Here is a 15,498-nt window from a genome sequence, read left to right on the forward strand (position 1 = left end):
CGCACGGTCGTTCACCCCTACTGGGCATCCGACAAGTGCGCGATAGTGGCCCGGGCGCGTCGTTGGGCTTCAGCGGGGATGTCCTTCACGATCGGTTCCAGGAACGCGAAGCGCCTCAGCCACTGGCTGCTTTGCCGCTCCTTCCGCGCGTTCGCCCGCTGCCACCAGTCCGCGATGTCTCCCCAGCCGGGTGCGGCCAGGGACCCGCCAACCTCCTGGACGGCAAGCGAAGCGCACAGGTTGGCAAAGCGCAGGCGGTCACCCAGCCGCCATCCTGCGAGGCACCCCACGATGAAGGCCGCACCGAAGCAGTCCCCTGCTCCCGTTGGATCAGAAGCCGAGACCGGCAAAGAAGGCACCCACTCTTCCTCGCCGCTCTCCGAGTCCACCGCCACTGCCCCTTGGGGACCCAAGGTCACCACGGCTACCGGCACGCGGTCAGCCAGCGAGTACAGCGCCGCCCAGGGGTCGGATTTGCCGGTGAACGCCATGGCCTCGGGAGCGTTGGGCAGGAAAGCATAAAAGTTCTCCAGCTGGTCCAGCCGGCGCTCCGACCATTTCCCGGTAGGGTCCCACCCCACCACCCCAAAAAGCTTGGTACCGGATTTCATTGCGGCCAGCATCCACGGCTCCATCTCCTCCTCCAGGTCCGCAACGGCTGCGAGCGCCCGCGGAGGCTGGCCAATCAGCTGGGAAGCAGAGATCGGGGCGGGATGGCCGTGGGTGACCATGGAGCGGTCCTGGTTCACGCACATGGAAACAGTCACTGGTGAGTGCCACCCGGGAACCCGCTGCGACAACGACAGGTCCACGTGCTCCTGCTTCTCCAGGATCTGCCAGTTGTAGTCGCCGTAACCGTCGTCTCCGAAGGTCGCTGCAAGGTTGGTCCGCAACCCGAGCCGCGCTGCCGCAATGGCCTGGTTGGCCACCCCTCCCGGGCAGCTTCCCATGCCCTCGCTCCACACTTCCGTGCCCGGTTCCGGCGCTTGGGGAAGGCCGGTGAAAATAATGTCCTGGAAAACCGTGCCGGTCAGGAGAAGGTCGCACCCGGCGTCAGCGTCTGACCTTACGGAGGCAAGGGGGTCGAATCGTCGCTGCGGCATAGCGTCCATGAACGGCAGACTACGCTGCAGCTTGCGGAGCTGCATAGACTCGGATCATGCGGCTTATGATCGCCGGCGGTGGCGGATTCCGGGTTCCCCTTGTGTACCGGGCGTTGTGTACTGGCCCCTTCGCCGGCCTGGTCAGCGAATTGGTGCTTTTCGACGTCGATGGGCAACGGCTCCAAGCAATCCAGGCCGTACTCCGCGATATGCCCACAGGCCCCGGTTCCGGTCCCGCCGTCGTCGCCTGCAGCGACCTTGGCCAGGCGCTCACGGGAACCGACGTGGTTTTCGCGGCCATCCGGCCCGGCGGAACAGCCGGCCGGATCGCCGATGAGCGTGTTGCACTTGATCTGGGGCTGCTGGGCCAGGAGACCACCGGAGCAGGCGGGATTTCCTACGCCCTGCGATCCATCCCCCGGATGCTCGAACTCGCCCAGGCCATGCGGCGTCACTGCCCCGGTGCATGGCTTATCAACTTCACCAACCCCGCCGGAATGGTCACCGAGGCATTGGTGCCGCTGCTTGGGAACCGGGTGATTGGGATCTGTGATTCCGCTGGGGGCCTGGCCCAGCGGGCGGCCCGGGCAGCCGGTGTCCCGCTGGAGGAAGGAAACCTCGACGGCGTGGGCTACTACGGGCTGAACCACCTCGGCTGGCTCTACCGGCTGGCACCAGGTGGCGCGGACCTCCTGCCCGGGCTGCTGGCGGATCCTGCCGCCCTTGAGTCGATTGAAGAAGGGCGCCTGTTCGGGCAGCACACCCTGGAAAAGCTCGGTTGCCTGCCCAACGAGTACCTCTATTACTACTACCAGACGTCGCAGGCCACCCAGGCTATCCGTGGACAACGGCAAACGCGTGGGGCGTCCATCCACCAACAGCAGCATTCGCTCTACCCCGATCTGCTGCGGGCGGAGGACGCCTATGCGCTATGGGATGCGGCCCGGCGATCCCGTGAAGAGGGGTACCTCGCCGAAGCCCGCACCCACGGGGAACAGCGCGACGAGTCCGATCTCGCTGGTGGCGGCTACGAGAGGGTGGCTCTGTCCGTAATGCGGGCCCTCTCGGGCGGCGGGACCGCCCAGCTCATCCTCAACGTGCCGAACGCTCCCGTGCTGCCCACCGGGAGTCTTCACCCGGCGGAGGTGGCCGTGCCCGGGTTGCCGCCGGACGCCGTCGTCGAAGTCCCCTCCCAGGTGACGCCCGACGGCGCCGTGGCAGTCGCGCAGGAAAGGCCGCCGGGCCCGTTCCTCACCTTGATGCAGCGCGTCAAGGAGGTGGAGCGGCTGACGATCCGCGCCGTCCGTGACCACGACCGGGAAGCAGCCGTCCAGGCGTTTGCGTCGCACCCGTTGGTGGGATCGGAGCTGCTGGGCACGCAGCTGCTGGCAGGCTATGAGGAGGCATTCCCCGGGATGGCCGGGCTCTGGGGGTAAGGGCGGGACAAGGCTAGAGTTTGCGGTACATCACGTGCAGGCCCACGTAGCCGATCTCCGGATGGTTGAAGGCCTCCGGCACCGTGGCAAGGATCCGGAATCCCATGGACTGCCACAGCCACACGGCCCTGACGTTGCTCTCCACCACCGCGTTGTATTGCATGGCGTAGAACCCCGCAGCTTTGGCTTCCTGGAGCGAGTATGCGCAGAGCGCCCTCGCAATGCCCTGGCCCGAGTGGTTGGCCGCCACCATGTAACCGGCGTTGGCGACATGGCTGCCACCACCGCCCTGGTTGGGGTGGAATTCGCCGGTCCCGAGAATCTTGCCGGATTCCCTGTCGACGGCCACAAACGTCTGGCCGGGCTCTTCCTTGGTCCACTTCGCCTTCGCTTCGTCCTCCGGTGTGCCGCGGTCCCAGGTGAAGGTCTCGCCCTCCCGGATCACGGGTTCCAGGATGGACCAGATGCCGGCCCAGTCGCCCGGTGTTGCGATGCGGATGTCAAAGCTTTGTTCTTGGCTCACAGCCCACACGCTAGCAGCCTTGTCCACATAGCGGGGCCGCTTTATTGAGGCGCGGTTTGGCAGGAGTAGTGTTTTCTGCAGGGCAAAAGCCACGTGCGGTGAAAGTCAGGAGGAGTGCGATGCCGATGGTCCGTCGAGTGGCGTTCTTGTCACTGCACACCTCCCCCATGGAGCAGCCCGGGGCCGGTGACGCCGGTGGGATGAACGTCTACGTCCGGGCCTTGGCCATGGCACTTGCCGAGTCGGGTGTTGAAGTGGAGATCTTTACGCGCGCCACCAAAGCCAGCCAGCCCGCCGTCGAGCATCCCGGTCCCGGCGTGTGCGTCCACAACGTCAAGGCCGGACCACGCCGCAAGATACCCAAGGAGGAACTGCCCGAACTCCTGCACCACATGGTGGTGGAGATCGACAATATCCGGAACCGGCAACTGCATGGCCGCTATGACGCCATCCACTCGCACTATTGGGTCTCAGGCGTTGCGGGGCTTGAGTTGGCCTCATTGTGGGGAGTTCCTCTGGTGCACACCATGCACACCATGGCGAAGGTAAAGAACCTCGTGCTGCAACCCGGCGAACACCCGGAGCCGCGGCGCCGCGAGAACGGCGAGCAGCGGATCGTCGATGGCGCGGCCCGCCTGATAGCCAATACCCCAGCTGAAGCCGATGAACTCGTGTCGCACTACGGGGCGGACCGCGACCGGATCGACATCGCTCCGCCCGGCGTAGACCTCAACGTCTTTACGCCGTCGTTCCGAAAGAAGTCACGCGCCCGGCTGGAGGTGCGGCCGGAGAGCTTCCACATTCTGTTTGCCGGCCGGATCCAGCGGCTCAAAGGTCCCCAGATTTTCGTCAAGGCCGCCGGAATCCTCCGCAAGCGCAGGCCGGACATCGACCTGGAAATGACCATCCTGGGCTCGTTGAGCGGCGCCAAGGACTTCAACCTCCAACAGATCATCCACGAAGCAGGACTCGACGACGTCGTCACCCACCGTCCGCCGGTAGTGGCGCCCGAACTCGCCGGGTGGTTCCGCTCGGCCGACGTCGTCGTGATGCCATCGTTCAGCGAGTCCTTTGGCCTGGTGGCTTTGGAAGCACAGGCGTGCGGTACACCCGTAGTCGCCACCAACGTCGGTGGTCTGTCCCGGGCAATCTCGGACGGCCGCACCGGAATCCTGGTGGACGGACACAACCCCACGGACTGGGCCGATGCCCTCGAGGACCTCTACGACGACGTCCAGACCCGCGAGGACATGGGCCGGCTCGCGGCCACCCATGCCGAATCGTTCGGCTGGCAGCGCACAGCTGCGATCACCTTGGACAGCTACCGTGAAGCCGTCGGGGGCCTGTTGCTTCCGAGGACCTGAGGTTCCTCAGCGTCGGGCCTCGCGGCTGGTAGATTGTCGCGCACAGCGTTAGCGCGCCATAAGCGTCAGCCGTGACACGGGAACATCCAGCCGAAGGACAACGATGTCTGAAAACAAGGCCATGAGTGATCTTGAGATTGCCCGCAATGCCGCCATGCTCCCCATTGAGGAGATCGCCCAAAGAGCGGGCATCAACGTGGATGCCCTTGAGCTGTACGGGCGTTACAAAGCCAAGATCAACCCCGGAAAGCTGGCGTTCCCTGCCGACAAGGTGCCGGGAAAAGTGGTTCTTGTTTCAGCCATGTCCCCCACTCCCGCCGGAGAAGGCAAATCAACCACCACCGTAGGACTCGCCGATTCCCTGGCCCGCGCCGGACACAAAGTCATGATCGCGCTTAGGGAACCTTCCTTGGGGCCGATCCTGGGGATGAAGGGCGGGGCTACGGGAGGTGGCTACTCCCAGGTCCTGCCGATGGACGACATCAACTTGCACTTCACCGGGGATTTCCACGCGATCACCTCAGCAAACAACGCCCTCATGGCCTTGGTGGACAACCACATCTTCCAAGGAAACCAGCTGGGAATCGACCCCCGCCGCATGACGTTCAAACGCGTCCTTGACATGAACGACCGTGCCCTGCGGGAAGTGGTGATCGGCCTTGGTGGCCCCGCGCAGGGCGTGCCACGGCAGGATGGATTCGACATTACCGTGGCGTCCGAGATCATGGCCGTCTTCTGCTTGGCCACGGACCTGGACGACCTCCGATGCCGTCTGGGCAGAATCACTTTCGGGTACACCTATGAGCGGGCACCGGTCACCGTGGCGGATCTCGGTGTTGAAGGCGCGCTTACGATGCTCCTGAAGGACGCCATCAAGCCAAACCTTGTCCAGACCATCGCAGGAACTCCGGCGCTGGTACATGGGGGTCCGTTTGCGAACATCGCCCATGGATGCAATTCGCTGATCGCCACCAGGACGGCCATGCAGCTGGCTGACGTGGTGGTCACCGAGGCCGGCTTCGGGGCGGACCTTGGCGCCGAAAAGTACATGGACATCAAGGCGCGGATCGCAGCAGTGGCGCCATCCGCCGTCGTGGTTGTTGCCACCATCCGGGCCCTCAAGATGCAAGGCGGGGTTCCCAAGGAGAACCTCGGCGAGCCCAACATGGATGCCATGGCTGCCGGAGTGGAGAATCTCAAGAGGCATGTCCGGAACGTGGCCAAATTTGGTATCACTCCGGTTGTCTCCATCAACAAGTTCGCTACCGACACTGCGGAAGAACTCGACTGGCTCCTCGCATGGTGTGCAGCGGAAGGGGTGGAGGCCGCCGTCGCAGATGTCTGGGGCCGCGGTGGAGGCGGCGACGGCGGGGACGAACTGGCCGCCAAGGTGGCAGCTGCCTTGGATGCGCCGTCCGGTTTCCATCACCTCTACCCGTTGGAACTGCCTGTGGAGGACAAGATCCGGACGATCGTGCAGGAGATATACGGGGCCGATGGCGTGGAGTTCTCCGTGCCGGCCCTCAAACGCCTTGCGGAGATTGAGAAGAACGGCTGGTCCGGCCTTCCCGTCTGCATGGCGAAAACCCAGTACTCCTTCACTGACGACGCCTCCAGGCTCGGGGCACCCAAGGGTTTCCGGGTGCACGTTCGCGACCTCATCCCGAAAACCGGTGCCGGTTTCATCGTGGCTCTGACCGGGGCCGTCATGACCATGCCCGGGCTTCCGAAGGAACCGGCAGCCATGCGCATGGACGTCGACGCCGACGGCAACCCCACGGGCCTTTTCTGACCCTTCCTCACAACCCAAGCCCTTCAACCAAACCCTCCCGCACGCGTTTGAAGGGGTGAGTAAGCGTCGGCGTCAAACCCTAGGGATGTGAGTAAGCGTCGGCGTCAAACCCTAGGGATGTGAGTAAGCGTCGGCGTCAAACCCTAGGGATGTGAGTAAGCGTCGGCGTCAAACCATAGGGATGTGAGTAAGCGTCGCCGTCAAACCATAGGGATGTGAGCGAGCGTCGCCATCAAACCATAGGGATGTGAGCAAGCGTCGCCATCAAACCATAGGGATGTGAGCAAGCGACCGTGGGAAACCATGGGGATGTGAGCGAGGGTCCCGGAGACGACTGACGCCCCCGCACACAGTGCGGGGGCGTCAGGTGACAAAGGGGTCCTGCGGTGTTTAGCGTTCGATGTCGCCGCGGATGAAGGCTTCGACCTTTTCGCGGGCGATGTCGTCGTTGAACTGCTCCGGCGGCGACTTCATGAAGTAGCTGGAAGCGGAGAGCAGCGGGCCGCCGATGCCGCGGTCCAGGCCGATCTTGGCGGCGCGGATGGCATCGATGATCACGCCGGCAGAGTTCGGGGAATCCCATACCTCGAGCTTGTACTCCAGGGATACAGGGGCGTCGCCGAAGTTGCGGCCTTCGAGGCGGACGAAGGCCCACTTGCGGTCATCAAGCCAGGCGACGTAGTCGGAAGGCCCGATGTGGACGTCGTCGGCGTGCAGCTCGGCCTCCACGTTTGAGGTAACGGCCTGGGTCTTGGAGATCTTCTTGGATTCCAGGCGGTCGCGCTCCAGCATGTTCTTGAAGTCCATGTTGCCGCCGACGTTCAGCTGGTACGTACGGTCCAGGGTGACGCCGCGGTCTTCGAACAGCTTAGCCATGACACGGTGGGTGATGGTGGCACCGATCTGGCTCTTGATGTCGTCGCCCACGATCGGGATACCGGCAGCAGTGAACTTGTCGGCCCATTCCTTGGTGCCGGCGATGAACACGGGCAGTGCGTTGACGAAAGCGACGCCGGCGTCGATGGCGCACTGGGCGTAGAACTTGGCGGCCTGGTCCGAACCAACAGGCAGGTAGCAGACCATGACGTCCGCTTTGGCTTCGCGCAATGCAGCGACGATGTCCACAGCCTCTTCCGGAGCCTCAACGATGGTTTCGCGGTAGTACTTGCCCAGTCCGTCCAGTGTGTGGCCGCGCTGGACGGTGACGCCCGTAGCGGGGACGTCGGCAATCTTGATGGTGTTGTTTTCGCTGGCGCCGATGGCGTCCGCCAGGTCCAGTCCAACCTTCTTGCTGTCGACATCGAAAGCAGCAACGAAGTGGACGTCGTTGACGTGATACTGGCCGAACTCGACGTGCATCAGACCCGGGATCGTGGCCTTGGGGTCAGCGTCGCGGTAGTACTGAACACCTTGGACCAGCGATGCGGCGCAGTTACCTACGCCGACAATGGCAACACGAATCGGATGTGAAGACACGGAACTCCTTTGAGAACTAAACCTCAGGTGCCAGGCGCACCGCTGGCTGAGTCCAGGGCACGACTGATTGGCACGGCGCCATTCGGCGCACACTTGCATTGTAGCCAACACAGAAGGGGCCGCCTTTGTTCCCGGCCGGCCCCTCCCGTTTTATGTCAATCGTGAACGGCTACTTTTGCGCCCACAGGTTGATGTCCGATTCAACAGCAAACTCGTCGATCGCCGTCAGTTCTTCCGTGGTGAACTCCAGGTTTTGGATGGCGCTGAGCGTGTCTTCCAGCTGCTTCACACTGGAAGCTCCCACCAGTGCCGACGTCACCGGCGAGCCCTTCGGCTGATCCCGGAGGATCCAGGCCACAGCCATTTGGGCGAGCGTCTGTCCCCGGCCCTGGGCGATTGCGTTGAGCCCGCGCACCCGGTCAAGCTTGTCCTCGGTCAGTTGCGACTCGGACAGGAAGCGTTCCTTTGCTGCGCGGGAGTCGGCCGGCACACCGTTGAGGTACCGGTCGGTCAGCATCCCCTGGGCCAAGGGCGAGAAGGCGATGGAGCCTGCGCCTACTCGGTCCAATGCCTCGTAGAGGTTGGGTGAGCCATTCTCAGTCCACCGGTTCAGCATGGAGTAGCTCGGCTGGTGGATCAGCAGCGGGGTGCCGAGTTCCTTGAGGATCCGGGCCGCTTCGAGGGTCTGCTCAGGGGTGTAGGACGAGATGCCCGCGTAGAGCGCCTTGCCTGAACGGACCGCGTAGTCCAAGGCGCCCATGGTTTCTTCCAAGGGTGTTTCGGGGTCCGGGCGGTGGCTGTAGAAGATGTCCACGTACTCCAGGCCCATGCGTTCGAGGGACTGGTCGAGGCTGGAAATCAGGTACTTGCGGGATCCCCATTCGCCGTACGGACCAGGCCACATGTAGTAGCCGGCCTTCGTGGAGATGACGAGTTCGTCGCGGTAGGGCTTGAAATCGTCCTTCAAGTGGCGTCCGAAGTTCGTTTCGGCCGATCCGTCCGGCGGACCGTAGTTGTTGGCGAGGTCGAAGTGATTGACGCCGAGGTCGAAAGCCCTGCGCAGGATGGCGCGTTGCTCGTCGAATCGCTTGTCGTCGCCGAAGTTGTGCCAAAGGCCCAACGAGATGGCGGGCAGCTTGAGCCCGCTGCGTCCGACACGGCGGTAGGGCATGGTTTCGTAGCGGTTTTCCGCGGCCGAATAAGTCATACGTACCATCCTGCCACTGTGGAAACCGGGGCGACGGCGGTGTCCGCCATGTGGGCGCCGTCACCCCGGTTCACTGCTTGTGTCAGTTGACGCGTACGAGGGCGGCGCTGGCGCCCGGGAGCGTCAGCGTGTCCTCGTCCAGGGCAGCTTCGGAATCGGTAGACAGCAACAAGGACCCCTCGAGGGCCGTCACGAGTGCGTCGTCACCGAAGTTGCACACAACACGGATTTTCCCCCGGGACATCTGCAGCCACTGTTCCTCGTCGTCGAACTCGACGGAGGTGTCCCCGAAGCCGCCGTCGACTAGTTCAGGCGTGTTTCGGCGCAGCTGTGCCAAATCCCGGTACAACCGGAGCAGGCGGGCGTGGTCTCCCTCGCCGGTCTCCTCCCACTTGAGCTTGGAGCGTTCGAACGTCTGGGGATCCTGTGGATCGGGGACAACGGCCGGATCCCACCCCATCCGCTCGAACTCCTTGATCCGTCCCTCGGCTGTGGCCTTGCCCAGATCGGGCTCCGGGTGGGAGGTGAAGAACTGCCACGGCGTTGAAGCACCGAACTCCTCTCCCATGAACAGCATGGGGGTGAAGGGAGAGGTCATGGTCAGCACGGCACCTATGGCCAACTTGCCATAGGACAACGTCGCGGTGAGTCGGTCACCTATGGCCCGGTTTCCGATTTGGTCATGGTTTTGCAGGCAGACCACCAGGGCCGATGGGTGCGCGAGGTCATGCCGGATTGACCGGCCATGATGGCGACCCCGGAAGCTCGAGTAGCTGCCATCGTGGAAGAAGCCGTGTTCCAGGACCTTGGCAAGCACGGACAGCGATTCAAAGTCCGAGTAGTAGCCGGTGGTTTCTCCGCTGAGGTTGACGTGGACGGCGTGGTGGAAGTCGTCGCTCCACTGCCCCTCCAGCCCGTAGCCGTTGTCCTTGCGGGGATAGATGAGGCGCGGGTTGTTCAGGTCCGATTCTGCGATGAGGGTTTTCGGTATCCCCGTTTCAGACTCGATCTGGTCAGCCAGCGCACCAAAGTCCTCCAGGATGTGCACGGCCCGTTCGTCCCGGAGTGCATGGACGGCATCGAGCCGAAGTCCGTCAACGTGGTAGTCGCGGAGCCACATCGCCGCATTCTCCAGAACGTAGCGGCGCACGTCATCGGAGCCCGGGCCGTCAAGGTTGACGGAGTCACCCCAGGTGTTGCCCTCCCCCGATTTCAGGTAAGGACCGTACTTTGGCAGGTAGTTTCCGCTCGGACCGAGGTGGTTGTAGACGACGTCCTGGATGACGCCAAGCCCCGCAGCGTGCGCCGCGTCAACAAAGCGCTGATAGGCGGCGGGACCACCATAGGGTTCATGCACGGCGTACCAAAGGACGCCGTCGTAACCCCAGTTGTGGACACCGTTGAATCCGTTGACCGGCAGGAGTTCAATGAAATCGACGCCGAGGTCCACCAAGTAGTCCAGTTTTCCAGCGGCGGCATCCAGTGTGCCCTCCGGCGTGAACGTGCCCAGGTGCAGTTCGTAGATGACGGAACCCTTGAGGTTCCGTCCCTTCCAGCCGGAATCCTTCCATTCGTGGATGGACGGGTCGAACGTTGAAGACAGGCCATGGACGCCGTCCGGCTGCCGCCGCGAACGCGGATCAGGGAACGGTCCTTCTCCGTCCACAAGATAGCCGTACGGCACGCCGTCGACTCCCCCTGCCACCGCCTCAGCCGGCGCGTGCCACCAGCCGTGGGCAGCGGCGTCGTCGTATTGCTCCATGCCGTATTCGTGGCCTCCGGCCACCAGCCGAACGGTTTTTGCGTTCGGCGCCCAGACATCAAAGAGATTCTTTCCAGCAGCGTGCTTCAGCATGATGTTCCCCTGTACGTTCCTTAAGCGTGCGTTGCCGTGATTCGTGGTGGCGTCAGTCAGTGGGTACCAGCAGCGCCACAGGGTACCGCTCCAGCAGGGTGCTCAACTGGACAGCACCCGGGGCATAGCTCGCCCCTGTGAGCTCGTCCCTGCAGTTCACCGTGAGTTCGATGACGGTGTCCCGCCAGCCGCCTTCCCGTGCAAGACGACGGGGAAGGCGCGTGGCGACAGTCAGCGCGCCACGACGACCAGACCCGCGGTCGAAGGCCACCACATGTGCTGCTGCCGCTCCCTGCGCCGCGACGGGCAAGTAACCTTCGAACAGCTCGGGCCGGTCCCTACGCAACCTCAACGCCCGGGAGAGCACCAGCAACTTGGCCGATTCCTCCGTGAACGACGGTGTCGCTCCCTGGTCCAATGCTGCCAAAGCTTCTTTGCGTGCCTTGAAGTCCACCGGCCGTCGGTTGTCCGGATCGGTCAGTGATCCGTCCCGGAACTCCGTGCCTTGGTAAACGTCAGGGACGCCGGGCATGGTGAGCTGGATCAACTTGGCGGACAGCGAGTTGGAGGTCCCGTATGGTTCCAGCTCAGCCACGAAGTTCGTCAAGGCGGCCGCGACCTCGGGAACGTCGAACGCGGCGTCGACGGCGGCTGCAAGCTGCCTTTCGAACTCCGGGTTCGGGTCGGTCCAGTTGGTGGAGTTGCCGGCCTCGCGCGCCGCCTTCAACGCGTATGACTGAAGCCGCCCGCGGTCTGCCGGCCAGGCACCCACTATCGACTGCCAGACCAGCGCCGCCAACGGTCCGTCCGGAATCGGCGCGAGCTGCTGAACTGTTCCAAGGAAAAGTTCCCACTCCGGCACGGCCTCGGAAATAACCGATATCCGCGCCCTGGCGTCCTCGCTCCGCTTTGTGTCGTGCGTGCTCAGGGTGGTCATGGAGAGCGGCAGGAGCTGCTGGCGCCGGGCCATCCGTTCGTGGAAGACCCCGCTGGGCAACGAGAACTCCGTGGGGTCTGCGCCGACTTCGGTGAGAGAGCCCAATCGGGTGTAGCGGAAGAAGGCGGTGTCCTCCACGCCCTTGGCCATGACCATTCCCGATGTCTGCTGGAACCGCCGCGCCAAAGCACTTTCGGGATCCAGCAGGAGCGGCTGCAGTTTCCCAAGGACGGGTTCGAGTTCGGGGCGGTGTCGGCCGGCCCGCTCGATTGCTTCCACGAGGGTTTTCCCGCCGTAGGGCAAATATGTCCGGTAAATGGGGAACCAGCAGATGACCTCGGCAAGGGAGTCGGCCACCTTGGCGAACGGCAGTTCCAGGGAGACCGGTACCAAGCGGGCAAGCCGCAGGATCTCTGAGCGCAGGATGCCGTCAGCGATCCGCCGCTTGGTCCCATGGATCATCTCGGCGTAATCGGCCGCTTTCTCCGAGTTCCGCAACCGTGCGTCCAGGGAATTGAGGTATTCCTCGGCGGTTGGATCCACGAACAGGCGGTCTACGTCCGCGAGGGCGTCATAACCGGTTGTTCCTTCGCAGCTGAAAGTCTCCGGAAGTTGCTCGCCGGGTTCGAGGATTTTCTCCACAAGCAGGTAAGCGCCCCCGGTCGCCTCGCGAAGCCTGGCAAGGTAGCCTTCCGGATCGGCAAGCCCATCCGGATGGTCGATCCTGAGTCCGTCCACCAGGCCTTCGTGGAACCAGCGGACAACCTCGGCGTGCGACTCGTCGAACACCCAGGGAATTTCGACCCGGATGCCGGCCAGGGTATTCACGGCGAAGAATCGGCGGTAGTTCAGATCCGCATCTGCCCGCCGCCATCCGATCAATTCGTAGTGCTGGCGCGAGTGGACATCCTTGGGGCTGTCTCCTGAGGCGAACGTTCCTTCGGCCAAGGGGAAGCGGTGGTCGTAATAGTGCAGTTCTCCGTCCACCAGCTTGAGCTGGTCGAGGTCGTCGTCGCTTCCCAGGACCGGGATCCGGATCTTGCCGCCGCCGAATTCCCAGTCCACGTCGAAGGCCTCGGCGTATTTGGAATCCCGCCCGTCTTTCAGGAGGTTCCACCACCAGGCGTTCTGCTTGGGAGTGGCAACACCCATGTGATTGGGCACGATGTCGGCAAGAATTCCCATGCCGTTGTCCTTGGCGGCCCTGGACAGGGCAGCCAAACCCTCGGGGCCACCCCGGGAGGGGTCCACCGTGGAGGGATTGGTCACGTCATAGCCGTGGTCCGAGCCCTGCTCCGCGGTCAGGATGGGCGAGACGTACACCCAATCGACGCCCAGGGAGTGCAGGTAATCCGTGAGTCCGGCGGCATCCTGCAAGGTGAAGCCGGGACGGATCTGGAGACGGTAGGTGGAGACCGGCGTCCTCATGATTCGGTCTCCTTCGCCTCGCCCGCTTCCGTAACCTCGCCCGCTTCCGCAGCTTCGCCGGCGTCGTCCCCTTCCTCGGGGCCCTTGTAGTCATACGGCAGCGACGTGACGGCGGGAGCCGTAATCGAGGCCGTTTCAGGGGTGCTCGTCTGCGTCAATGCAGCAAGCGAGGCAGCGACGGAGTGGTCCGGCTCGATCTCGGGAGTGCTGTGCGCACGGAGGACCACCAGCGACTTACCGCCAACGGAAAGGATCTGGTCGGGCTTGATGACGCCCGCTTCGGCTCCCTCTCCGGCAGTATCGATCATGACATCCCAGGCCGGCGCGTATTCATCCGAGGGAATCCGGAAGTCGACGTCTTCCTGGTCGGCGTTGAAGTACAGCAGGAAGTTGACGTCTGTGATGCGGCGGCCCTGGTTGTCGCGGCCATGGATGCCGTCACCGTTCAGGAACACGCCAACGGAGCGGCCCAGGGCTTCATCCCAATCCGAGGGACTCATGGTGCTGGCGTCAGCATCCAGCCATACGATGTCCGGGAGCCGCTCGCCCTCCCCACGCAGGACAGGGCGTCCGTCGAAGAACCGGCTGCGCCGCAAACTGGGGTGCTTGGCACGCAGTGCGCTCACGGCCGCGGTGAATTCGATCAGGGGCTGGTCCACGTTGTCCCAGTTGATCCACGTAAGTTCGGAATCCTGGCAGTAGCCGTTGTTGTTGCCGTTCTGCGTCCTGCCAAGTTCATCACCGTGCAGCAGCATGGGAACGCCCTGAGACAGGAACAGGGAGGCAATGAAGTTCCGCTGCTGACGCGCCCTCAAGCCGAGGACGATGGGGTTGTCTGTCGGCCCCTCCTCGCCGCAGTTCCATGAACGGTTGTGGGACTCGCCGTCGTTGTTGTCTTCGCCGTTGGCCTCGTTGTGTTTCTCGTTGTAGGAGACGAGGTCCGCCAGCGTGAAGCCGTCGTGGGCGGTGACGAAGTTGATCGATGCCACCGGCCGCCGGCCTGAGTGTTCGTACAGGTCAGCCGACCCGGTCAGCCGGGAAGCGAATTCGCCCAGTGTCGAGGGTTCCCCGCGCCAGAAGTCACGGACGGTATCGCGGTACTGGCCGTTCCATTCCGTCCACTGCGGCGGGAAGTTGCCAACCTGGTAACCACCGGGACCAACGTCCCACGGTTCGGCGATGAGCTTTACCTGCGAAACCACGGGATCCTGCTGGATGAGTTCGAAGAAGGTGGAGAGTTTGTCAACGTCGTAGAACTCGCGTGCCAGGGTGGAGGCGAGGTCGAAGCGGAAGCCGTCGACGTGCATTTCCGTGACCCAGTAGCGGAGGGAGTCCATCAGCAGCTGCAGGGAGTGCGGGCTGCGGACGTTCAGCGAGTTGCCCGTACCCGTGTAGTCCATGTAGTACTTCTGGTCATCTTCCACCAAGCGGTAATACGCGGAGTTGTCGATGCCCTTGAACGACAACGTGGGCCCCAGGTGGTTGCCTTCGGCGGTGTGGTTGTACACAACGTCCAGGATGACTTCGATTCCCGCGGTGTGCAGCGCACGGACCATGGCTTTGAAGTCCTGGACCTGCTGGCCGGTGTCGCCCTTGGAGCTGTAGCTGTTGTGGGGCGCGAAGAAACCAATGGTGTTGTAGCCCCAGTAGTTGTTCAGGCCCTTGTCCTGCAGGATGCCGTCGTTGACGAACTGGTGCACCGGCATCAGTTCGATTGCGGTGATCCCGAGCTTCTGCAGGTGCGAGATGACCGCAGGGTGTGCCACGCCGGCGTAGGTGCCGCGCTGCTCTTCGGGGACTTCCGGGTGCAGCTGGGTCAAGCCTTTGACGTGGGCCTCATAGATGACCGACTTGTGGTAGGGAATCCTCAGGAGCTTGTCGCCGTCCCAATCGAAGAACGGGTTGATGACGACGCCCAGCATCATGTGCGGCGCTGAGTCCTCATCGTTCCGCGAATCGGGGTCTCCCAGGTTGTAGGAGAAAAGGGACGGATCCCAGTCGATCTGCCGGTGGATGGCCTTTGCGTACGGATCCAGCAGCAGTTTGTTGGGGTTGAAACGCTGACCGGCGTCGGGATCGTAGGGCCCGTGAACCCGGTAGCCGTACTTCTGTCCCGGCTGCACCTGCGGCAGGTAGCAGTGCCATACGTAACCATCTACCTCGGTAACGTCTACGCGGACTTCGCCGCCGTCGTCGTCAAAGAGACACAACTCCACTTTTTCGGCCTTCTCGCTGAATAGCGCGAAGTTGGTGCCGGTGCCGTCAAAGGTGGCACCCAGCGGATAAGCCGATCCAGGCCAGACTTCCATGCGTTCTCCTCTTGATGATGCGAACAACTGTTGCAAGCCTACTCAGTACCCTGACAACGACAGTAACC

10 protein-coding genes are annotated in these 15,498 nt (G+C 63.3%); 3 read left to right on the top strand and 7 right to left on the bottom strand.

From position 1 onward, the window contains the following. Positions 1-17 precede the first annotated feature (17 nt). Complete coding sequence (locus ACNAOU_RS15810) at positions 18-1,112, bottom strand: carbohydrate kinase family protein (protein WP_354626907.1); 1,095 nt, start codon at positions 1,110-1,112, stop codon at positions 18-20. A gap of 47 nt (positions 1,113-1,159) precedes the next feature. Here ACNAOU_RS15810 and ACNAOU_RS15815 point away from each other — a divergent pair, with 47 nt between their 5' ends. Then, entirely contained in the window at positions 1,160-2,539 is a 1,380-nt protein-coding gene (locus tag ACNAOU_RS15815; protein WP_354626908.1) for a 6-phospho-beta-glucosidase, read from the top strand. 13 nt (positions 2,540-2,552) lie between these two features. Here the strand turns inward: ACNAOU_RS15815 and ACNAOU_RS15820 are convergent, their stop codons facing one another. Continuing rightward, complete coding sequence (locus ACNAOU_RS15820) at positions 2,553-3,071, bottom strand: GNAT family N-acetyltransferase (RefSeq protein ID WP_039242338.1); 519 nt, start codon at positions 3,069-3,071, stop codon at positions 2,553-2,555. Between the two features lie 110 nt (positions 3,072-3,181). On the opposite strand from ACNAOU_RS15820, the gene mshA reads away from it, so the two are divergent. Further along, positions 3,182-4,426: a D-inositol-3-phosphate glycosyltransferase gene (mshA, locus tag ACNAOU_RS15825; RefSeq protein WP_064721605.1), complete on the top strand. Its 1,245-nt coding sequence runs from the start codon at positions 3,182-3,184 to the stop codon at positions 4,424-4,426. A 103-nt stretch (positions 4,427-4,529) separates the two neighbouring features. Then, positions 4,530-6,218 carry a formate--tetrahydrofolate ligase gene (locus ACNAOU_RS15830; protein ID WP_422757209.1) on the top strand — a complete coding sequence of 563 codons (1,689 nt, stop codon included), beginning with the start codon at positions 4,530-4,532 and terminating at the stop codon, positions 6,216-6,218. Between the two features lie 390 nt (positions 6,219-6,608). Here the strand turns inward: ACNAOU_RS15830 and ACNAOU_RS15835 are convergent, their stop codons facing one another. From ACNAOU_RS15835 to glgX, 5 genes are all read right to left on the bottom strand, one after another. After that, positions 6,609-7,694 (bottom strand): inositol-3-phosphate synthase, encoded by a 1,086-nt coding sequence (locus tag ACNAOU_RS15835; protein ID WP_018776641.1) that lies wholly within the window; start codon positions 7,692-7,694, stop codon positions 6,609-6,611. 169 nt (positions 7,695-7,863) lie between these two features. Beyond that, complete coding sequence (gene mgrA, locus ACNAOU_RS15840) at positions 7,864-8,901, bottom strand: L-glyceraldehyde 3-phosphate reductase (RefSeq protein ID WP_422757210.1); 1,038 nt, start codon at positions 8,899-8,901, stop codon at positions 7,864-7,866. Between the two features lie 82 nt (positions 8,902-8,983). Continuing rightward, positions 8,984-10,756: a malto-oligosyltrehalose trehalohydrolase gene (gene treZ, locus ACNAOU_RS15845; RefSeq protein WP_422757211.1), complete on the bottom strand. Its 1,773-nt coding sequence runs from the start codon at positions 10,754-10,756 to the stop codon at positions 8,984-8,986. A 52-nt stretch (positions 10,757-10,808) separates the two neighbouring features. Then, a complete protein-coding gene (treY, locus tag ACNAOU_RS15850; protein WP_422757212.1) occupies positions 10,809-13,121 on the bottom strand; it encodes a malto-oligosyltrehalose synthase in 2,313 nt (770 codons plus the stop codon). Further along, positions 13,118-15,430, bottom strand: coding sequence for a glycogen debranching protein GlgX (gene glgX / locus ACNAOU_RS15855; protein ID WP_416428349.1), 2,313 nt, complete (start codon positions 15,428-15,430; stop codon positions 13,118-13,120). The genes treY and glgX overlap by 4 nt, the downstream gene beginning before the upstream one ends. Between the last annotated feature and the right edge of the window lie 68 nt (positions 15,431-15,498).

It is taken from the genome of Paenarthrobacter sp. C1 (assembly GCF_049315185.1).
GTDB lineage: Bacteria > Actinomycetota > Actinomycetes > Actinomycetales > Micrococcaceae > Arthrobacter > Arthrobacter nicotinovorans.